Source organism: Sphingobacterium sp. UBA2480, from assembly GCF_002341965.1.
Taxonomy (GTDB): domain Bacteria; phylum Bacteroidota; class Bacteroidia; order Sphingobacteriales; family Sphingobacteriaceae; genus Sphingobacterium; species Sphingobacterium multivorum.
In genome coordinates this window covers 67093-87189 of sequence record NZ_DDPA01000006.1, presented here as the reverse complement: position 1 = coordinate 87189, position 20097 = coordinate 67093, and the positions used below count along the sequence as shown (strand labels likewise).

The 20097-nt window shown below is 39.0% G+C and carries 18 protein-coding genes; 8 read left to right on the top strand and 10 right to left on the bottom strand.

The genetic code is table 11. The features are described from left to right. Positions 1-6 precede the first annotated feature (6 nt). Together B3600_RS12005 and B3600_RS12000 are read left to right on the top strand one after the other, a co-directional pair. Positions 7-1194, top strand: a complete 1188-nt coding sequence (locus B3600_RS12005; RefSeq protein ID WP_112375506.1) for an aspartate aminotransferase family protein — start codon at positions 7-9, stop codon at positions 1192-1194. Between the two features lie 34 nt (positions 1195-1228). Then, positions 1229-1990, top strand: a complete 762-nt coding sequence (locus B3600_RS12000; RefSeq protein WP_115046669.1) for an SGNH/GDSL hydrolase family protein — start codon at positions 1229-1231, stop codon at positions 1988-1990. A 69-nt stretch (positions 1991-2059) separates the two neighbouring features. On the opposite strand, the gene B3600_RS11995 is transcribed toward B3600_RS12000, so the two are convergent. After that, positions 2060-3256, bottom strand: coding sequence for an MFS transporter (locus B3600_RS11995; protein WP_286753110.1), 1197 nt, complete (start codon positions 3254-3256; stop codon positions 2060-2062). Positions 3257-3321: 65 nt separating this feature from the next. Continuing rightward, positions 3322-4509 (bottom strand): class I SAM-dependent rRNA methyltransferase, encoded by a 1188-nt coding sequence (locus B3600_RS11990; RefSeq protein WP_070563065.1) that lies wholly within the window; start codon positions 4507-4509, stop codon positions 3322-3324. A gap of 226 nt (positions 4510-4735) precedes the next feature. Here B3600_RS11990 and B3600_RS11985 point away from each other — a divergent pair, with 226 nt between their 5' ends. Then, a complete protein-coding gene (locus B3600_RS11985; RefSeq protein WP_139144922.1) occupies positions 4736-5509 on the top strand; it encodes a hypothetical protein in 774 nt (257 codons plus the stop codon). 15 nt (positions 5510-5524) lie between these two features. Here B3600_RS11985 and thrC read toward each other — a convergent pair whose 3' ends face one another. The 3 genes from thrC to thrA form a co-directional block, all read right to left on the bottom strand. Beyond that, complete coding sequence (gene thrC, locus B3600_RS11980; RefSeq protein ID WP_115046666.1) at positions 5525-6832, bottom strand: threonine synthase; 1308 nt, start codon at positions 6830-6832, stop codon at positions 5525-5527. 152 nt (positions 6833-6984) lie between these two features. After that, on the bottom strand, positions 6985-7923 hold the full coding sequence (locus B3600_RS11975; RefSeq protein WP_046672011.1) for a homoserine kinase: 939 nt from the start codon (positions 7921-7923) through the stop codon (positions 6985-6987). Between the two features lie 87 nt (positions 7924-8010). Continuing rightward, the gene (gene thrA / locus B3600_RS11970; protein WP_070563074.1) at positions 8011-10458 is read right to left on the bottom strand and encodes a bifunctional aspartate kinase/homoserine dehydrogenase I; all 2448 of its coding nucleotides are present in this window, start codon (positions 10456-10458) and stop codon (positions 8011-8013) included. 535 nt (positions 10459-10993) lie between these two features. Between thrA and B3600_RS11965 the strand changes: the two genes are divergently transcribed. Both B3600_RS11965 and B3600_RS11960 read left to right on the top strand, forming a co-directional pair. Beyond that, positions 10994-11575, top strand: a complete 582-nt coding sequence (locus B3600_RS11965) for a C40 family peptidase (protein WP_046671999.1) — start codon at positions 10994-10996, stop codon at positions 11573-11575. A 105-nt stretch (positions 11576-11680) separates the two neighbouring features. Further along, positions 11681-12193 carry a phosphoribosyltransferase family protein gene (locus B3600_RS11960; protein ID WP_070563077.1) on the top strand — a complete coding sequence of 171 codons (513 nt, stop codon included), beginning with the start codon at positions 11681-11683 and terminating at the stop codon, positions 12191-12193. Between the two features lie 9 nt (positions 12194-12202). Here B3600_RS11960 and B3600_RS11955 read toward each other — a convergent pair whose 3' ends face one another. The 5 genes from B3600_RS11955 to B3600_RS11935 form a co-directional block, all read right to left on the bottom strand. Then, positions 12203-13669 carry a LysM peptidoglycan-binding domain-containing protein gene (locus B3600_RS11955; RefSeq protein ID WP_286753109.1) on the bottom strand — a complete coding sequence of 489 codons (1467 nt, stop codon included), beginning with the start codon at positions 13667-13669 and terminating at the stop codon, positions 12203-12205. A 183-nt stretch (positions 13670-13852) separates the two neighbouring features. Beyond that, the gene (gene tatA, locus B3600_RS11950) at positions 13853-14050 is read right to left on the bottom strand and encodes a twin-arginine translocase TatA/TatE family subunit (protein ID WP_046671996.1); all 198 of its coding nucleotides are present in this window, start codon (positions 14048-14050) and stop codon (positions 13853-13855) included. A 93-nt stretch (positions 14051-14143) separates the two neighbouring features. Next, complete coding sequence (locus B3600_RS11945; protein WP_286753108.1) at positions 14144-15448, bottom strand: murein hydrolase activator EnvC family protein; 1305 nt, start codon at positions 15446-15448, stop codon at positions 14144-14146. A gap of 108 nt (positions 15449-15556) precedes the next feature. Beyond that, positions 15557-16360 carry a DUF4292 domain-containing protein gene (locus tag B3600_RS11940; RefSeq protein ID WP_070563085.1) on the bottom strand — a complete coding sequence of 268 codons (804 nt, stop codon included), beginning with the start codon at positions 16358-16360 and terminating at the stop codon, positions 15557-15559. Continuing rightward, on the bottom strand, positions 16350-18071 hold the full coding sequence (locus B3600_RS11935) for a tetratricopeptide repeat protein (protein ID WP_286753107.1): 1722 nt from the start codon (positions 18069-18071) through the stop codon (positions 16350-16352). Before B3600_RS11935 ends, B3600_RS11940 begins: the two co-directional genes overlap by 11 nt. 235 nt (positions 18072-18306) lie before the next feature. Between B3600_RS11935 and rplM the strand changes: the two genes are divergently transcribed. The 3 genes from rplM to rpsB are packed head-to-tail and all read left to right on the top strand — an operon-like array spanning position 18307 to position 19964. Beyond that, positions 18307-18750 carry a 50S ribosomal protein L13 gene (rplM, locus tag B3600_RS11930; protein WP_046671993.1) on the top strand — a complete coding sequence of 148 codons (444 nt, stop codon included), beginning with the start codon at positions 18307-18309 and terminating at the stop codon, positions 18748-18750. A gap of 11 nt (positions 18751-18761) precedes the next feature. Then, on the top strand, positions 18762-19148 hold the full coding sequence (gene rpsI / locus B3600_RS11925) for a 30S ribosomal protein S9 (protein WP_070563091.1): 387 nt from the start codon (positions 18762-18764) through the stop codon (positions 19146-19148). Between the two features lie 18 nt (positions 19149-19166). After that, positions 19167-19964 carry a 30S ribosomal protein S2 gene (gene rpsB / locus B3600_RS11920; protein ID WP_070563093.1) on the top strand — a complete coding sequence of 266 codons (798 nt, stop codon included), beginning with the start codon at positions 19167-19169 and terminating at the stop codon, positions 19962-19964. The last annotated feature ends 133 nt before the right edge of the window (positions 19965-20097 follow it).

The following is a 20097-nucleotide window of genomic DNA, read 5'->3' as shown; positions in this document are numbered from 1 at the left end:
AAGATCATGTTAAGCAACAGAGAATTATTTTTAATGAATACCGCTCAAACATCTAGCTCACCTAGATTGGTTGAAGTAGTTAAGGCTGAAGGTGTCTACCTTTATGGCCCAAATGGAGAAGAATACATGGATTTGGTCTCTGGCTTCAATGTCAGCAATATAGGCCATCGTCACCCGAAGGTTTTGGAAGCTATAAAATCACAATTGGACCAGTACCTACATGTCACCGTTTATGGTGAATTTGTGCAGGCCCCACAGGTGCAATTTGCTACAGAATTATTAGCAGAACTTCCTCCTAATTTTCAATCGGTTTACCTCACCAACAGTGGAACGGAAGCCGTAGAGGGATCAATGAAAATAGCAAAGAAATATACCGGTCGCAGGCAGATTATCGCTGCAAAAAAGGCGTACCACGGCAGTACACAAGGCGCGCTCAGTCTTATCGGAAACGATGCGTACCGTAAAGCGTATGCCCCCCTCCTTCCCGAAATAGATTTTATCGAGTTTAATGATCTGGACGATCTAACAAAGATTACGGAACAAACTGCTGCTGTCATCCTCGAAGCTATTCAGGGGGAAGCGGGTGTCCGAGTCCCGGATATCGCTTACATGCAAGCCGTCAGAAAACGCTGTAATGAAACAGGTACCCTACTGATCTTTGATGAAATCCAAACTGGTTTTGGCCGCACAGGCCGTCTCTTTGCTTTTGAGCATTTTGCTATCGTCCCAGATATCCTGATGCTTGCCAAAGGAATCGGTGGTGGCATGCCCCTAGGCGCATTTGTTGCAGCCAAAGAAGTGATGGATGTTATTAAGGATAATCCCATGCTTGGGCATATCACGACTTTTGGGGGCCACCCCGTAAGTTGTGCCGCAGCACGGGCTTCACTGGCTGTTATCAAGGAAGAAAAATTGGTAGAACAGGTCGAGCGAAAATCGCTTTTATTTAAAGAAAAACTCCGACACCCTGCAATTAAAGAAATTCGAGGATTAGGTCTTATGATGTGTCTGCAATTGGATTCCTTTGATCAGGTTTACAACGTGAGTAAGTATTGTGCTGAAAACGGGGTTATGATCGATTGGTATCTGCATTGTGAAACAGCACTGCGTGTCGCTCCTCCATTGACTATTACAGATCTGGAAATTGAAAAAGCGTGTAACATCATTATAAAAGGTTTGGAAAAGTATGCTTAAAGTATGTAACTTTAAACATAACAAAAACCTAATAATGAACACAAACCGCAGATCATTTATCAAAAAAAGCATTATTGGTTCCGGTCTATTGACTGGTGCCAATATACTGGGAAACGATGTATTCGCTCACGAATCCACCGCCAGTTCCTCAAAAATCAGTTTAAATAACGACGACATCATTTTATTTCAGGGCGATTCCATTACGGATGTGGGCCGAGATAGAAACAATAGAAATGCCAATGATACCGCAGCACTTGGACATGGTTATGCTCTATTGGCTGCCAGCCAGCTCTTAAATAAATATTCGGCAAAAAAACTAAAGGTATATAATACAGGTATTAGTGGAAATCGTGTGCCCGATCTTCAAAAGCGCTGGCAGGAGGATACACTGGCAATAAAACCCACTGTATTGAGTATTTTGATCGGTGTGAACGATTTCTGGCGAACAATCGACCGCGGAGCACAGACAACGGTTGAGGAGTATAAATCCCAATACCAACAGTTACTACAGGAGACATTACAAAAGCTTCCAAACGTCAAATTGATCATTGGAGAACCTTTTGCAGTAAAGGGCGTAGGTCACATTACTGAAGCGTGGTATCCAAAATTTTTGGCCTACCAAGAATCCGCTCGTGAGGTCGCCAAAGAATTTGGCGCAATTCTAATTCCCTATCAAAAAATATTCGACAATGCCCAAAAGAATGCTCCTGGTGCCTACTGGGCAGCAGATGGTGTACACCCTACCCTTGCCGGCGCACAGATGATGGCCTCAGCCTGGATGGACTGCATTAAATAATAACAAAAAAGAGCGGATATTTTATTGAAATCCGCTCTTTCTTGTTTAACATGCGCCTATATGCCAAATCTAGATTTCTTTGTAAGGTGTTTTTTGTAGATTGGGAAGAAAATAAGCCACAATACCCATCAATGGCAAGTAGGAACATAGGTGATAAATAAACTCGATGGACGTATGATCTGCCTGCCAGCCAAGTACAGCGGATCCAATCCCTCCCATTCCAAATGCAAAGCCGTAAAATAAACCTGAAACCATGCCCAACTTCTTAGGCAATAGTTCTTGTGCATAAACAATAATTGCTGGAAAAGCTGATGATAAAATCAATCCAATAATCACGATTAGTATTCCCGTCATCGTAAGTCCGACATAGGGTAATGCTAATGCAAATGGTGCAACGCCCAAGACGGAGAACCAAATGACATATTTGCGACCAAATCGGTCCCCGAATACTCCGCCCAGTAATGTTCCCACCGCAACAGCTATCAGAAAATAAAATAGATAGACTTGTGCTTCCACTTCATTAATCCCAAATTTCTTGATGGTATAAAACTGGAAATAGTTTGTAATACTTGCTATATAGAAGTATTTTGAAACAATCAGTAAGAGGAGTATAACAACGGTCACGACGATTCGGCTATTGGGTAGATCAGGCACGCGTATTGTTTTCTTCGTTGATTTGGCAAAGCTTTGAAGTCTCTTTTTATACCAACTACCAATATAATAAGATATAAATTGGCCAAGAATCGTAAATAAGCACATCCAGGCGATCGCCTGCTGCCCTCTCGGTAATACCAAAAAAGCGACAATGATTGGGGCCATTGCGGTCCCTGCATTTCCTCCAATCTGAAAAATAGATTGTGCCATACTTCTTCTCCCTCCCGATGCCATATAAGCTACACGAGAAGATTCAGGGTGAAAGATTGAAGAACCAATCCCGACCAGAAAAACAGAAAATAAGATCCATTCATAACTATGTGCTTTCGAAAACAAAAGCATACCGAGAAGGGAAAAAGACATCCCAATGATCTGAGAGTATGGTACAGGATGTTTGTCCGTAAATGAGCCTACAACGGGCTGGAATATTGAAGCTGCTATCTGATAAACCATTGTAATCATCCCAACCTGAGAAAAGCTTAGATGATGCTCTTCTTTGAGCAAGGGATAGGTTGCCGGTATCACTCCCTGAATCATATCGTTCAAAAGATGCACCATGCTCACGGCAAACAAAATAGAAAAAATAGGTCTACTCGTCTTCTCTTGTATCATGACGTTGTTCAAAAATTAAAAAGGTTGATTTGTTAAAATCAACCTAAACTATCTTCATATAATAATTACAATACGCGCACCAACAATCCTTTCAGATACTCGCCTTCTGGGAACGATGCCCGGACAGGATGATCTTCAGGCTGATGAAATTGTCTGATAAACTGAATTTCCTTACCGGCATCCAGTGCAGCCCAAGCGAGCACTTGTTTGAACGTATCCATGTCCATCGCACCTGAGCAAGAAAATGTCGCTAATAAACCACCACTATTTAACAACATCAATCCGCGGCGATTGAGGTCTTTATACGCCCTTGACGCTCTTTCCAATGCAGATCGAGAGGGTGCATATTTCGGTGGATCCAAGACAATAAGATCAAATTTTTCCCCTTCATCAATGAATTTACGCAATTGCTTGTTTACATCAGACAATATTGCGCTATGTCGACTAAGTTCAAAACCATTTTCAATAATATTCTTTTCCAGGGTTTCAATAGCCAGTGCAGAACTATCTACAGATATAACTTCTGCCGCCCCACTTTTCAAGCTATTTAACGTAAAACCACCGGAATAGCAAAAACAATCTAGGACGCGTTTATTTGAAACGTAATTGGCCGTCAGCTGGCGATTTTCACGTTGGTCGCAATAAAATCCCGATTTTTGTCCATCAATAATGTTCACCTTATAATGAATGCCATTTTCGATAACGTCGACAAATTCAGATGGAAGTTCTCCAAACAAAAGCCCATTGGTATCAGGTAAACCTTCATGTTCGCGAGATTTCAGATCACTACGCTCATAAATTCCTTTGGGTTGCAGCAAAGCATTCAATTCATCGATAATAACTGATTTGACTTTTTCCACCCCAACTGAATGAACCTGAATGGATATAAAATCCGCGTATTTGTCTGCAATAAGTCCAGGAAGAAAATCTGCTTCAGCAAAGATTAAACGAACCGTATTGGTGACACCTTCTTGCAACAGATGCTGTCTTGCTGCTACAGCCTTCTGAACGCGTGCACGCCACCAATCTGCATCAATCTGTGCTTGAGGGTTCCATTCCAATAAACGAATGGCTACACGCGAGCTATTGTGAAATAGACCATAGGCAATAAATTCACGTTCAGCATTGTAAACGCCAACAACTTCGCCATCTTCAATCTTATCGGACAATGATTTAATTGCTCCAGAAAATACCCAAGGATGCAATTGCCAGGCAGCTTTATCCTTACCCTTATTCAAATAAACTGATTTCATTGTTGCAAAATTAACGTATTAATTGTAAAACCCTGCTTCTTTATTTGTCAAAAAATAAATGAAACAATTATTCTTGTATATTTACAAAATGAATTTAAAACACTTATTATTAACCACAACATTTATTTGTTCGCTTTTTTCGTGTAAAAAATCAGATTCTGAACTCACAATTAAAAATGAGGAAGATCTTGAGCTTGTCGAGTTGTCTAGATTTGAAAAAACAGAAATGAAAGTCAGCCAAGCAATTAAAGCTGAACCATATTTTATGGTAGGCTATGGATATGATGCAAAAGAAAACCTACTTTTTGTCAATAAGGGGCTACGTGCAAAAATCATTGATACCGAAAAATTAAAGGAGTCTTCCTATATTTCTAGAACAACGGGCTTTTCAAGTGGTGGTGCATTTAGCGAAGATATTAATAAGGAGGGACTATTGAGAAGTCTGAGAATACAATTTGATCATTACGGGGAGCAACTCGTTACAACGGAAACAGATGCATTGGCACGCATTCCCTCGGACCAGAAAATGCAACTAACCAACTATTATTCTGAAGGATTTCAATACAGCATGCTTTTCTTTGCAGTAAAAGATCCGAAATTTCAAAATCAAGACTTCATTAATTTTGTTCAGAACAACAGTCCAGAACTTATTGTAAAAAAGTATGGCACACATCTCATTTTGAGTTGCACCAAGGGGGCGTCCGTAAATCTTATAAAATACCTGGACAAAAAAACTGTGCTTGATGACAAAGTCATAAAAGATTGGAAAATTGTAGCGTTTGTTTCAGGTGCCAATCTCCGATTATTTGATATGCACCCGATAAAAAATACCATTGATGTCAGTGCATGGTTAAGTTCATTGACGGAAGAAAATGGAGATTTCATAAGATTTGGGCGAGAGCAACCTATCCCCATCTATGACTTAATCTTAGATAAGGATAAAAAACTTGAATTAAAGAATTATATTGATACTTATCTTGGTATAAAAAAGGGCTCCTAAAGGAGCCCTCAACGTTTAGTTATGGTTGATTAAATATTTTTTGAAGGCTTCGAAATCAACTTTTAAAAGTTCCGCTAATTTTTCTTTTCCTTGCAATGTTTCTGCACCGGCAGGCAACACTATTTTTCCAAATACATCTGCTGCTATTGCGTCGGGGAATTTGCAGGGATGTGCTGTCGATAAGAAAACCGAAGCGTAATGACCTGGATGCTCCTTTGCATAAGCACGAGCGCCAAGCCAGGCGATTGCTGTATGCGGACAGGCGATATAGTTCGATTCTTCATATAATTTTTGCATTCCTTCTTTTGTTTCTTCATCTGTAAATGTATAAGAAGAGAGCATATTTTTTAATTCCTCCACATTTCCGCCAAAAAGATCCTGTATACGCACCCAGTTGCTGGGATTCCCAACATCCATGGCATTGCTTAAGGTTTGAACAGAAGGCAATGGTTCATATTTGCCGGAAGAAAGGAATCGAGGAACGGTATCATTGACGTTTGTTGCAGCTACAAAATGCTTCACTGGAAGTCCCATTTTATAGGCCAATAAACCAGCCCCGATATTACCAAAATTACCACTCGGCACTGTAAACACGACCTCATTGATTCCTTGTGACTTCAATTGTGCATACGCATAAAAATAATAAAATGTCTGTGGGATCAGCCGTGCTATATTGATTGAATTAGCGGAGGTCAAACGCAATACAGCATTGAGTTCTGCATCACTAAAAGCTTGCTTTACTAATGCCTGACAATCATCAAAAGTTCCTTCAACTTCAATAGCACGAATATTTTGTCCATTGGTGGTCAATTGTAGTTCCTGAACTTCCGAGACTTTACCTTTAGGATATAAGATCGTCACACGTGTTCCTTCTACGCCCAAAAAGCCCAATGCAACAGCTCCTCCTGTATCGCCTGACGTCGCAACAAGCACGTCCAGTAATTTATCGTCAGTCTTTGAAAAATAGCCCATAACCCTGCTCATAAACCGAGCTCCGAAATCTTTAAAAGCATAAGACGGCCCATGAAATAGTTCGAGCACAGCCGTGCTGTCGGTCAAGAATCTTACAGGAGCATCAAAATTGATGGCATCGTTCACAATCTGTTTTAAATCGCCTTTGGGAATATCTTTTCCCAATAGTGTAGAAGCTACTTCGAAAGCAATCTCCTGCAAGGAATACTGTTGAATATTCTTAATGAATAGCGGGTCCAATTGTGGAATCTCTTCAGGCATATACAATCCTTTGTCTGCAGGGAGAGAATTGAAGACCGCATCTTTAAAGGAGACTTCTAATGTTTTATTATTTGTACTATAAAATTTCATATGTAAATAATTTTGTCAAGGCCATATAAAATATCCTGTTATTTTGATTCGTATTCACTTTAGAATGCGGATATTTCATTTTATTATCTTTTCTGAGCCAATTATCAATTGACCTGAGATTTATAAACCTCGTTTCTGTCCGTAAATAATTTTTAATCTAAAACCCTGGGTCCTTCGACATTGACACGGGAAACATAGCCAAAACTGTCAATTTCATTTTCTTTGAGATGAGTTTGAATTTTGTCGGCGATATCCTTTGCTATTTTTTCGTCCCGTGTTATTGCAACGACAGAGGGGCCTGAGCCAGAAATACCAAAACTCAAGGCACCATTTTTCAAAGCAATCTCCTTCATTTCATAAAACTGGGGAATTAAAATTGCACGTGTTGGTTCAATGAGGATATCTTTCATGCTTCGTGCAATGAGATCGTAATCTTCTTTGAACAATGCAGCGACCAATCCCGCGATATTTCCCCATTGTGTCACGGCGTCTTTCAACAGCACTTTATCCTTTATGAGTTGTCTTGCGTCACGTGTGGGAACATCGACCTGTGGAAAAACCACTGCTGCTACGAGTTCTTTTGGGGAAGGGATAGAAATAACATCCAAAGGTTCATTTCCCCGGATTAATGTGATGCCTCCATAAAGCGCTGGAGCAACATTATCGGCGTGGCCTGTACCGCAAGCCAAACGCTCACCTTCAACACAAAATGGTAATAATTCTTCTTTTGTCAAAGGGTTTCCGAGCATGGTATTGATGGCAAAAAGCCCAGCTACGGTGCTTGCTGCGCTGGAACCTAGTCCAGATCCAATTGGCATATGTTTATGCAATTCGATTTCGACACCTACCTTTGATGAGATATTCAGGGCTTGTAATAGATATTGCACACAGGCAGATACGGTGTTCTTACCGGGATCGAGCGGCAGTCTTCCATCGTCTCCAGTTATTTCCCGAATCGTTACTCCAGGTTGTTGCGTACGTCGCATCACCACCTCATCACCGGGTTGCTCAACAGCAAAACCCAATATATCAAAACCGCAGATCATATTTGCGACAGTTGCAGGTGCAAAAACACGAACTTCCGACAGCATGCTGTCTAAATTTATCACCTTATCTTTCAGATACTCCACATTTAAATTATTGGCCATCACGTAATTTTTATTTTCCTTGAATAGTTTTTATGCTCCGACATTTACCAAATCTGCAAATACACCGGCAGCTGTCACCTCAGCTCCCGCACCAGGACCTTTTACGACAAGGGGACGTTCTTTATAACGCTCTGTTGTAAACGATATAATGTTATCGCTGCCTGATAAAGCATAAAAAGGATGGTTTTCATCAACAAACTGAATCGCAATGGATACCTTTCCATTTTCCAATTTCCCGATGTAGCGGATTACTTTATTTTCATTGGCTGCTTTCTTCTTCATTGCTTCGAAATATTCATTTTCCTGTTGCAATTCTGTATAAAAAGAATCTACTGTATCTGCTTTCAAACATGCTGGAGGTAATATTGCACCGAGGTCTACATCTTCGGCCTCAACAGCATACCCCGCATCTCTCGCCAGGATGAGCATTTTACGCATAAAATCTACACCACCTAAATCATCCCTTGGATCTGGCTCGGTGTATCCCAGCTCCTGAGCCTGTTTGACGATATCATAAAAAGAAGCATCTGCTTTAAAATTGTTGAAAATATACGAGATTGTCCCTGAAAGAATAGCCTCTATCTTCAGAATACGGTCACCGCTCAGCATCAAGTCTTTGAGCACCCTGACGATAGGCAATCCTGCACCTACATTTGTTTCATAAAAGAAATCTACACCGTGTCGATGAGCAGTATCGCGTAATGTTTTATATTGCTCGAATTTACCTGAATTCGCAATTTTATTGCAGGTGACGATTGAAATATTGGATTTAAAGATATCTTCGTAGTAGGTTGCAGGTAATTTGCTTGCAGTATTATCGATAAATACACAGTTCGGCAAATTCAGCGCTTTCATTCGATCTATAAACAATGCCAGGTCTGATTCAGTTCCATTTTTAGCAAGTTCATCCGACCAATTATTTAAATCAACACCTTCGGTATTGAAAAGCATTTTACGGCTATTGGAAATTCCAACAACTTTAATTTCGATATCATTTTTATCCAATAGGAAGTCATGTTGATTTTCCAATTGTTTAAATAAAGTTGCACCAATGTTACCGGTACCGATATTAAATACATGCAGCGTTTTCTTTAGCTCTGCAAAAAACGCATCATGTACGGCATTAAGTGCCTTCGCTAAATCTTCTTTACCAATAATTACAGATATATTGTATTCGGATGATCCCTGTGCAATAGCACGGACGTTGATACCGTTGCGTCCTAATGCTGCAAATAACCGACCGGCCATGCCGGGAGTTTTTTTCATATTTTCACCAACGATAGCTAAGACCGACAGGTTTTCTTCGATCGCAGGAACGACCAGTTTATTTGCCTGGATTTCAAGCTCAAACTCCACTTCGATCAATTGTATAGCGCGTTTGGCATCCGATGGATTGACAGCAAATGTGATGCTGTGTTCGGAAGATGATTGCGTGATTAGCACAACATTGATCTGCTCTCGAGCCAATAGCGTAAAAAGCCGCCCGCTAAAACCCGATTTACCGATCATCCCTGATCCACTCAGGTTGATGACAGAAATATCCGAGATCGAAGAAATCCCCTTGATTGGCAGCGCAGTTTTTCCACTATCAAACTGAATCACTGTCCCTGAAAAATCAGGCTCAAAAGTATTTCGAATAACTATCGGTATTTTCTTTAAGAAAGCCGGAATCATCGTTGGAGGATAAATCACCTTAGCACCGAAGTAAGATAACTCCATTGCCTCTGTGTATGATAATACAGGCAAGGAAAACGCTTTCTTCACAATACGTGGATCGGCAGTTAACATCCCATTCACATCTGTCCAAATTTCAATGGCTGTTGCGTCCAGTATCGACCCGAAGATCGCTGCGGTATAATCTGATCCACCTCTTCCCAAGGTGGTAATACGTCCATTTTCATTACTTCCGATAAAACCGGTGACAAACAGTAGTTTATCACCATGCGTGATATACAATGATTTCACCAATTGCTCCGTTAGCATTTCATTTAAATGTGCATTACCAAAATTTGAATCAGTTTTCACATAATGGGATGCATCTACAAATAGAGACTCGGGAATATATTGTTCCATCACCTTAGATACCATATAATTTGAGCAACGCTCACCGTAGCTAAGGATCAAATCTTTACTTTGATTACTCAGCTCCTTTAGTGCAGAAATTCCTTGCAGGAGATCTTCTATCTCATTAAAAAACAACTTTAGCTTTGTAAATACAGGATTTTGATATTTCACAGCCAAGAGCTCTTTGACAACCGTAAAATGCTTATCTTCCAAGGACTTTAGACCATCCGAAAAGGACTTTCCTTCGGCAGCGTCCTCCGCCAGTTGGGTAAGTAAGTTTGTTACACCTGACATAGCTGACAACACAACCAATGGTTTTTCCTTTGCATCGTAAGATTTTTTTACAATGCTTAAGACCGCCTTTAGACTTTCTACCGTCCCGACCGATGTGCCTCCAAATTTTAAAACTTTCATACTGTTTTATACTGTTTGTTTAGATTGATGATTTTTATGCTAAAAAAGAAGCGCTTTCCTTTGTCGAGGAAAGCGCTTCTAAATATTGTGTCTACAATTATATACAACGAAACTACTTCCTCCTGAGTTTTATCCCGGTGGTAATAATAATCGATGTAATAATTGTATTTGTGTTCATTGCTTTTGCTTATGTTTTGTAAATATAGAACAAATATTATCACTTTACCAAAGAAAATTAATATTTTTTTTAAGATTTACAATGAGACATATAATCAAGTGGCATTCTAACATTAGGGGACCGTTTTTTACTCGAACAGGTGGTCGAGGCACTGTAGTTGATCGTTGACAGAATTATTAAAGTACAATATGCCCAAATGGGCGTTATGAAGATGTTAAAATTGTTAAAATTTCGTTAAATACCTTAAAATAAATTTGACCCTAAACTGATATTGTATTATATTCGCAACAGTGCTGTCCAAAATAGATGACAGTGTTAAATTTTTAAAAGTTAAATGTTGTACAAAAAAGCGATTTAATGAAAACAAAGAAATTTATAGCGTCAATGCTATTTATCGGCTTATGTCTAGTGTCGCAGGCACAAACCAACAGAAACTCCAAACCAGAATCAGATCCTGATAATCTAGCGAAAGAATACTTTTCACAAATCATGGGAGTTGCAGTCTCAGCAACAACAAATACCAAACTTTATCAATTTGTTTACGAATGGTTGGGAACTCCATACCGCTTAGGAGGAGATTCAAAAAGAGGCATTGATTGTTCTAAATTTTCTTATGAATTATACGACAAAGTATTTAACACTTCGTTAGGATATAATAGCAGAAATCAATATTCTCAAGTCAAAACTGTCGAAAAAAATGAGCTAAAAGCAGGTGATTTGGTATTCTTCAAAATTAGAAGTAAAAGTATTACCCATGTAGGTGTTTATATCGGCGATAATAAGTTTGCACATGCCTCGTCCAGTAAAGGAGTTATGATTAGCAATTTAGATGAGCCATACTGGCGACGTTATTATTACAATGGTGGTCGTTTACCAGAAGATAATAGATCGCTTACAGCAGAAATATTAAAAGCGGAAAAAGATAATAAATTGAATTAATAAGATTGATTCAGTCTCGAAAAGTCCAAAGCGTTTAACTCGTTTTGGACTTTTTTTATACAATATAATATCCTATTTTTACCCTATAATCATTGGAATACTATTATGTCTTCAAAGAAAACGCTCATCTTAAATAAAGAACAAATAAAACAAAAATCTATTCGGATTGCCTATCAAATTTTGGAAGACAATTTTGAAGATGAAACACTTGTATTGGTAGGAATTGCTGACCGGGGTTATGTATTTGCACAACGCCTTCAGGCGATTTTACAGGAGATTTCAACGAAGGAAATCCTGCTGATTAAAGTTACTATGAAGAAAACGAGTAGATCGTTGAGTGCAAGCACAGACATACCTGTTGATATTGCAAAAGATAAGACCATCATCTTAGTCGATGATGTACTGAATAGTGGTAGAGCCTTAGCCTATGGACTAGGTGTATTCTTAAACGTTCCATTGAAGAAAATGAGAACGGCTGTATTAATTGATAGAAGCCACCATAAGTTCCCTATATTTAGTGACTACTATGGTACGAAGCTTTCAACGATATTAAGAGAACATGTTACCGTTACTCTTGAAGAATTTGACAAAGAAGAAGATGCAGCATGGTTAATTTAAACCATGCTGTTATTTTTTTGAGACTTTCAATTTCATCCCCGGTTTTATCCGGCTTCCATTTAAATCATTTTCACTTTTAAGTCGACCGACTGATGTGCCATTTTTATCTGCGATCTCAGATAATGTATCACCTTTCTTAACGACATAGTAAGCTGTACGCGTGGCGCTAGCGGCACGTTGTTGGTTTTTCTTTGAAGACCTTTCTGTGTTACGAGCTAATTTCGCATTGACGAAATCATCCTCCTTTTTTATCAGTAAGTTTTGTCCAGGGACAATCTGATTTCCACGCAGGTTATTCCAAGATTTTATATCCTGTACGGTTACTTCAAACTTGTCAGCAATGGAAGCGAATGTCTCACCAACTTTCACTTTATATTTCCCATTCTGTAAAGGCTCGCTTGGATTTTCTGTCTGACTAGGATTTGCCGAAGATATTGGCGTATTGAGCGCTGCATACAATTCCTCTGCGGCAATCTTTTTATCCAATACAGGTAAAACTAATCGCAATGGGGACTCTTCAGTGCCATTTAACACATTTCTTTTAAAACTAGGATTCAATGCACGTAATGTCTCTTTTGACACCTGTAAAGCATCCGCTATTTGGTTCAATGAAATACGCTTATTGATATCCAATGCTTGAGTTCTCAGTGAAAGTTCGGTATCCGCAGCATTGATATCATTTTCGTCTGCGTATTTCATCGCATAGGTCATTGCGATGAACTTAGGGATATAGTTTTGGGTCTGTTGCGTTAGATATGGAGCGATATCCCAAAAAGTAGCATTCTCCTTTCCCGAACGTTGGATCGCACGGCTAACCGCTCCTTTACCGCCATTATAGGATGCTATCGCTAACAACCAATCGCCATATTCATCATAAGCTTCTTTTAGGATTTTTGCAATAGCATAGCTCGAAGCGATCGGATCCATACGTTGGTCGGTATAACTGTCCACCGTAAGATGATAAGTTTTGGCTTCATAATACATCAATTGCCATAATCCTGTTGCTCCGGCACTAGAGATATCACGTGGATTTAATGATGATTCGACTACACTTAGATATTTGAGTTCCCGCGGCACTCCTACTTCATCCATGATTTTATCAAACAATGGGAAATAGTATTGTCCTAGTCCCATCATCCTACACATATAGGGATTATAATTATCCGACGTGTATTTGGCAATCAGATCTTTCACTCGTGGTGAGTAGTCCAATGGAACCTCACGTTCTATTGCCTTTAATTTCCGTACAAGCTGTATATCTTCATCTGTAATTTCAGCATCATGCTGTCGGTTACTTCCGGAAGATTTTATACTGTCCAGGTACTGGTAAATCTCTTGTTTTTCTTTTTCGATGCTTTTTTGAAAGAAGGTATGGGCAGCTTCTTTCATACCTTCTACAGCGCTTTCTTGGGCCATGAGTGGTAGTACATAGCATACCCCTCCTAGTATTGAAATTAACGTCTGTTTTCCGATCATAAATTTACTGTTAAATCCGAGTTTGATTCATCTACTGAAAAATCAACAATAATCTAAACGATTAGAAATGGATTTTAGTATAAAATGGTTTTCGTCCTATTTCGCTATAGGTCGCGTATAAAACAAAATACGATTTTGTTCTTCACAAAATCGTATCCATGCTATATGGGATCAAAACCTCCCTTATTTGTTATCTTCTACTTCAGATTTTTTTTCAGGTGAAGACTCATCTTTTTGGCCTTCTTTAAATTCCTTTACTCCTTTACCCAATCCGCGCATCAATTCAGGAATCTTCTTGCCACCAAATAATAGTAACAATATTACTACAATGACAATTAACTCTTGCCCCCCGATTCCCATGATTAATAATGATGTTGACATAACTATAATTTCTTGTTTTTCAATTCTTTTAAACTAAAACTTCTCTCTCTATTTACAAATGTAATGATAATTATTAAATATAGTAATTATTTCTTATCTCGCCAACCATGACATCGGATTCAGTGGTGTTGACCCTTGATAAACAGAGAAGTCAACCATTGGCACACCTGTATCGGAGTCCACATCCGCCGTTCCTATAGTTTGACCCGTGCTTACTTTTTGCCCTTTAGAAACACTTACACTTCCCATATTATTGTAGACAGTATAGTACTCACCATGTTTAATCATTATGATACGTTGACCATACATTGTTAAAACACTACTTACCTCTCCTGCGAAAACAGCTTTCACAGCCGCACCACTAGAAGTTTGTATTTTCACGGATATATGTTCCACATTGACATTTCTTCCGACACTTTCCCCTCCAAAATCTTGCATGATCTTCGCATTGGAAACAGGCCAAGGTAAACTACCGCGGTTAGATCTGAAGTCATTTGAAAGTTTAACTGCTTCTGGTGTACTACGGAGCACCTCAGATTCTGACATCTTCGAAGTACTCGTTTTTGTATTGTTCTTACCCTTTGTAGTTGATGTGGACTCATTCGCTTTGCGATTCCGTTCAGCAGCAGCTTCCGCAGCACGACGCGCCGCCTCAGCTCGTCGACGTTCAGCCTCAATTTCTCTTCTAATGATCTCCTTGATGGCCGCATTAATACGACGCTCCTCTTTTTGCTTTTGGGTAATATCTTTCTTCACGCCGCGCTCTGTAACAATCAATTCACTCAATTGTCCAGAATAAACAGATCGCTGTTGAGATATGGTTTTTTTCTCATTTTCCTGCTCTTTCATCAAGGCAACCTGTTTGTTTCGGTCCGCCTGCAATTGAGCAATTTTTTGTTCAATCTGTTTCTTTGTATTTTCGATATCGGCGGCTTTCAGCTTTCTAGAATCGTTAAACTGTTGTAAGTACTTAACCCGTCGGAACCCCTGATTAAAATCCTTGGATGCAAAAATAAACATCAATTTATTATAGGCATTCCGGTTTCTGAACGCAAACATCACCATCTTCTCATAGTCACGTTTCATCTTCTCCAATTCGGCCTTTAACTTATTTACGGCAGCGGTATTGGAATTGATATGTTTGTTAATTACAGCTACTTCCGAAGTAATGGTATTTATCTTCTGCTCGCGCAAATTAATCTGCTTACTCAATGCTGTCACTTGTTGTTGAGTAAGTGATTTTTCCTTTGCAATCTCTTTGACCGTATTCTGTAATTCAGCAATTTCACGATTGAGTTTCTCACGCTGTTTTTCAAGTTCAGCCCTAGTCTGCGCCGATGAAATCCCAATCATGAATAGGAAAGCAGCTATACCAAGTATTGTCTTTTTAAAGTTCATTTACAGTACTATTTTTTTGTGTTTGCCATCTTTCTATCCTATTAATTCACCCCATACTTTAGCAAACTAATTGCGAAAGTAATAAATCTAAAGGAAATAGACAGCTTCTCATCGGATTACTTTGTAACGTGACGATACTGAAAAAGGCATTTCGACTGGTTCATTAAAAGTCACTTTGTTAAAATTTATCTCTGTTTTTATCTCTTGACGACCATCAGAAATGATCATTTTTAAAAGCATCGGAAATTCTTGTCCAGAGGCCATGGCATATTCACCGTAATTGGCCTCCAGCAATTGTTTTTTTGAAAGTTGCGCTAATCTAAACTGATAAGGCCTATTGTTATTATTTAACTTATATAAAAAATCTAGTTCATTCAGTTTGCCATCCAACTGGACAGACATCGAGTCCTGTTTAAAATTAACCTGATCAATATCGGACAATAGATTCACCGAAAGATTGGCTAGCAACAAATCCTGTAGATTTCCGAAAGTTAAATCCGGACTGGCAAAACGATATAGGTAGTCAAATGGCTTAACCATATATTCGCTCTGAAACTTATTTAAAATTTGTACACTGTCTGGAGTGATCAATACCCGGGCAACCTCTATACCCAGTGTAGCAGAAATGGAAATCCAGATCCTTTTATCTTTCTCTATTCGAATAGTAGAAGTGACATCATAATTGTCCTTCCCAAGATCGAGACGCATCTTCGCTTTTCCAGAAAAAGTAGAATAATTCAAATTGGTCAAAAAAAGATCACGTAAGCTATTCTTTTTCGCCTCCCTTGTATTATCTTTTATGGTCAACTCGTTTTCAGCTTTAAGGTCAGCACCTTTTAGTAGTTTCTTCTTAGAACTACAAGAAGAAAGCAGCAACACAACAGCACTAACCCAAACAATTTTATTCCACATAGCTTTTAGTCTCAATCTTCTTTTTCAATTTCAGCTTACCCTCCTCCGTATCAGCTCCCTTTTCTAAAGCGAGGTTCCACTGCTTAACGGCATCCGTTGTTTTCCCTAACTTAATCAAAATGTCGCCATAGTGTTCCAGTAATACCGCCGTTTGCGGATTTGTATTTTTTAACGCTTTTTGAATCCATACTAGTGCGTCATCATATTTTCCATTTGCAAAAAGTACCCAAGCATAGGTATCTTCAAAAGTTCCATTATTGGGCTGCAATTTCGTCGCCATTGCGGCATACTTTGTAGCTTCATCAAGTCGTTCTTTTCTTAACGACAAATAGTATGCTAAATTGTTCATCGCCGTCACATTTGTACTATCCAATCGAATAGCTTCGATGTAAGCCGCGTCAGAGGCTTTATACATCTGAAGTGAATTATAAATATCACCTAATCCCCCATAAATATTTGCTTGTAGAAAAGGCGATTCATCCTGTGCATTATTAAGTGCAGCCTCCATAAACTTTCGGCTATTTTCCATGTCTTTTTTCATCAAATAGGCCATACTCGTAAAATAGAGTATGGTCGCATTATTGGCCACATAGTGTAACGCTTCCCCACCATGTGCAATGGCTTGATCAAATTCACCTTTGTCCATATCCAAACTCATCAGCATCCGCCAAGCATCGATCTGGTAGGGGTTCATACTCACGGCTACCGCTAGTGAACTTTGAGCAGCGGACTTATCGTCTCTCAACCATAACACTTGTCCCTTTGCCATATGGCTTTCGGCAATACGTGGATGAACTTCAACCAAGATATTCACCAATTCCAAAAGTTGGTCTTTTGTATAGGGACCTTTCGGATTCAACAAGGTCATTATAATCCGATTCTTATCTGCAAAATCAACTTTCTTAGATTGAAATCCTTGCTTAAGTGCATCGAAAGATAATTTCAGCTTTTTATCAAATCGATAGAGATCAGCCAAATCGAAATAAAGAAAATCCTCTTTTGTCGTCTGAATTCCTTTATTAATGTAGTCCAATGCAAGCTTCGAGTTTTTGGAAAGATTATAGGCTTGCGCTAATTGTCCATACACTTGAGCCAGCGAAGTCCCTTTGTCTGCCCAGGGCTTCAAAAGATCAATGACAGCCTTATAATTACCGGCATCATTTAACAACACACTGCCAACCATGTCCAATGTATCAGAAGCGACAGCGATCTCTTTGGTTTTATAGAAATACTCCAAAGCCACATCCTTGTACCCACCATTGAAAAGGAGCATGATACGCTCCCGTTTTAGTGAGGCAGTATTATTGTCATCTCGATCTATCAACTTATCGAGATAGATTAAAGCACTATCCGCGTCGTTTTTACTTTTAAATGCATCTACAGCAAAACTTAGATATTCCGGCTTCGACTGAATATTCAGCGCTTCTTTTATAGCTTCGATCGCTCCATCTTGATTTCTCATCTGCGCAAGAAGAATTGCCTTTGTAAAATAGATGTCATCGGCTTGTGGGTAATCTGCGATTATAGCATCCAAAGAATCCATCCCGGGGCCAATTTTTCCTTGCTTCAATATTTCCTGTACGTTTTTGAGTCGTGCATCGTAAGGTTTAGGCTTATTATCCGAAGATTGTGCCTTTAATGAGCCCAGTGCTACTAGGAGTAAACCAATAAAACTTAAAAAAAATCGTTTATCTAAAAAATTCAATCTCATCTACTTCCGCTATAATAATTTAAAAATTCTTCCTGCAATATACTAACTAATGTAACAATATTCATTCGAGGAAGTTGTAAAAATATTGAGATTAGTGGGGCTCGCTTGAAATTCAACTCGTTTTCAACAAAATAAGCAAAATAGATTTTAAAATATAGAATAATAGATGTACCTTTGCAGACCCTTGAGATAAGGGGAAGAAAAATTTTTTAATAAATTATTTAAACAAAAGCAAGTGAATACGTTAAGTTACAAAACTGTCTCTGCCAACAAGAACACCGTTAACAAAGAGTGGATCGTTGTTGACGCTGAAGGAGAGATTTTGGGGCGTTTGGCGAGCAACATCGCGAAAGTAATTCGTGGTAAGCATAAGCCTACATTCACCCCACACGTAGACTGTGGAGATAACGTGATTGTTATCAATGCAGACAAAATTAAATTGACAGGAAACAAATTAGGCGACAAAGTTTACGTACGCTACACTGGATACCCAGGTGGTCAACGTTTCGTTTCTCCTAAAGAGTTAATGGCTAAATTTCCTGAACGCATTATTGAAAAAGCTGTTCGTGGTATGCTTCCTAAAAACCGTTTAGGTCGTCAATTGTTTAAAAACCTTTACGTTTATGCTGGTACTGAGCACAAGCATGAAGCACAAAATCCAAAACCAGTTAAATTTTAAGGAGAATCGTCATGTCAACAACTAACACTTCAGGAAGAAGAAAAACTGCTGTTGCCCGCATTTACTTAACTGCTGGTAGCGGAAACATTATCATAAACGGTAAAGACTACAAAGAGTATTTCCCAACATTACCTTTGCAATACATCGCTACACAGTCATTGAACGTAGCTGGTGAATTAGCAAACTTTGATGTAAAAGTAAACGTTAACGGAGGTGGTGTTAAAGGTCAAGCAGAAGCTGTTCGCTTAGCGATCGCAAAAGCTTTGGTTGAGCTTAACCCAGAAGTTAAACCTGCATTACGCGCTAAAGGTTTAGTAACACGTGATGACCGCATGGTTGAACGTAAGAAACCAGGACGTCGTAAAGCTCGTAGAAGATTCCAATTCAGTAAACGTTAATCAAAGGAGGATCAAAAAATGGCAAGAACTACTTATCAAGATTTATTGGATGCAGGTGTGCACTTTGGTCACCTTACACGTAAATGGGATCCGAAAATGGCTAAGTACATTTTCATGGAACGCAACGGTATCCACATCATTGACTTGAACAAAACTCTTACGAAATTAGAAGAAGCTGCTTCAGCTATCAAACAAATCGTAAAATCAGGTCGCAAAGTTTTATTCGTCGCTACGAAAAAACAAGCAAAAGAGATCATCGCACAACAAGCAAAAGAGGTTAATATGCCTTTTGTAACTGAGCGTTGGTTAGGTGGTATGCTTACAAACTTCGCTACAGTTCGTAAGTCTATCAAAAAAATGTCTAACATTGACAAAATGCAAAAAGATGGTACATATGATGTATTGTCTAAAAAAGAGAAGTTGATGATTCAACGTGAGCGTATCAAATTAGAAAACCTTTTAGGAGGTATCGCTGATTTGAACCGTTTACCAGCTGCTTTATTCATCATCGATGTGAAAAAAGAACACATCGCTGTTTCTGAAGCAATGAAATTGAACATCCCTACTTTTGCAATGGTAGATACAAACTCTGATCCTTCAAACATTGATTTCCCAATCCCAGCAAATGATGACGCTAGTAAATCTATTAGTTTAATCGCCGGTATCATTGGTCAAGCAATCCAAGAAGGTTTGGACGAGCGCAAACGCGACAAAGAAGAAGAAGCTGAAAAAGATGCTGCTGCTGCTAAAGCAAAAGTTGATAATAGTGATGCTTCAGAAGCTAAACGTCCTCGCAAAGCGAAAGACGGAGAATAATATTTTTATTCCAAACCGGATGGCGTAGCGTTAGTTTCTGGAAAAGTTTACTTTTCTTGAACTAGCCTCTCTGTCCGGTTTTTTGGTTTAACAATACTCGTTTATCAAGAAATGTTAAACTTCATATTAGCTT

Bases quoted from the DNA above. Each gene is read 5' to 3' on its own strand.
- B3600_RS11960 (WP_070563077.1), top strand. From the start codon at position 11,681: ATGTCTTCAAAGAAAACGCTCATCTTAAATAAAGAACAAATAAAACAA.
- B3600_RS11935 (WP_286753107.1), bottom strand. From the start codon at position 18,071: ATGAGATTGAATTTTTTAGATAAACGATTTTTTTTAAGTTTTATTGGT.
- B3600_RS11985 (WP_139144922.1), top strand. From the start codon at position 4,736: ATGAAAGTCAGCCAAGCAATTAAAGCTGAACCATATTTTATGGTAGGC.
- B3600_RS11975 (WP_046672011.1), bottom strand. From the start codon at position 7,923: ATGCTGTCGGAAGTTCGTGTTTTTGCACCTGCAACTGTCGCAAATATG.
- B3600_RS12005 (WP_112375506.1), top strand. From the start codon at position 7: ATGTTAAGCAACAGAGAATTATTTTTAATGAATACCGCTCAAACATCT.
- B3600_RS11995 (WP_286753110.1), bottom strand. From the start codon at position 3,256: ATGATACAAGAGAAGACGAGTAGACCTATTTTTTCTATTTTGTTTGCC.
- B3600_RS11940 (WP_070563085.1), bottom strand. From the start codon at position 16,360: ATGTGGAATAAAATTGTTTGGGTTAGTGCTGTTGTGTTGCTGCTTTCT.
- rpsI (WP_070563091.1), top strand. From the start codon at position 18,762: ATGTCAACAACTAACACTTCAGGAAGAAGAAAAACTGCTGTTGCCCGC.
- thrC (WP_115046666.1), bottom strand. From the start codon at position 6,832: ATGAAATTTTATAGTACAAATAATAAAACATTAGAAGTCTCCTTTAAA.
- B3600_RS11990 (WP_070563065.1), bottom strand. From the start codon at position 4,509: ATGAAATCAGTTTATTTGAATAAGGGTAAGGATAAAGCTGCCTGGCAA.
- B3600_RS11955 (WP_286753109.1), bottom strand. From the start codon at position 13,669: ATGATCGGAAAACAGACGTTAATTTCAATACTAGGAGGGGTATGCTAT.
- B3600_RS12000 (WP_115046669.1), top strand. From the start codon at position 1,229: ATGAACACAAACCGCAGATCATTTATCAAAAAAAGCATTATTGGTTCC.
- B3600_RS11965 (WP_046671999.1), top strand. From the start codon at position 10,994: ATGAAAACAAAGAAATTTATAGCGTCAATGCTATTTATCGGCTTATGT.
- B3600_RS11945 (WP_286753108.1), bottom strand. From the start codon at position 15,448: ATGAACTTTAAAAAGACAATACTTGGTATAGCTGCTTTCCTATTCATG.
- tatA (WP_046671996.1), bottom strand. From the start codon at position 14,050: ATGTCAACATCATTATTAATCATGGGAATCGGGGGGCAAGAGTTAATT.
- rpsB (WP_070563093.1), top strand. From the start codon at position 19,167: ATGGCAAGAACTACTTATCAAGATTTATTGGATGCAGGTGTGCACTTT.
- thrA (WP_070563074.1), bottom strand. From the start codon at position 10,458: ATGAAAGTTTTAAAATTTGGAGGCACATCGGTCGGGACGGTAGAAAGT.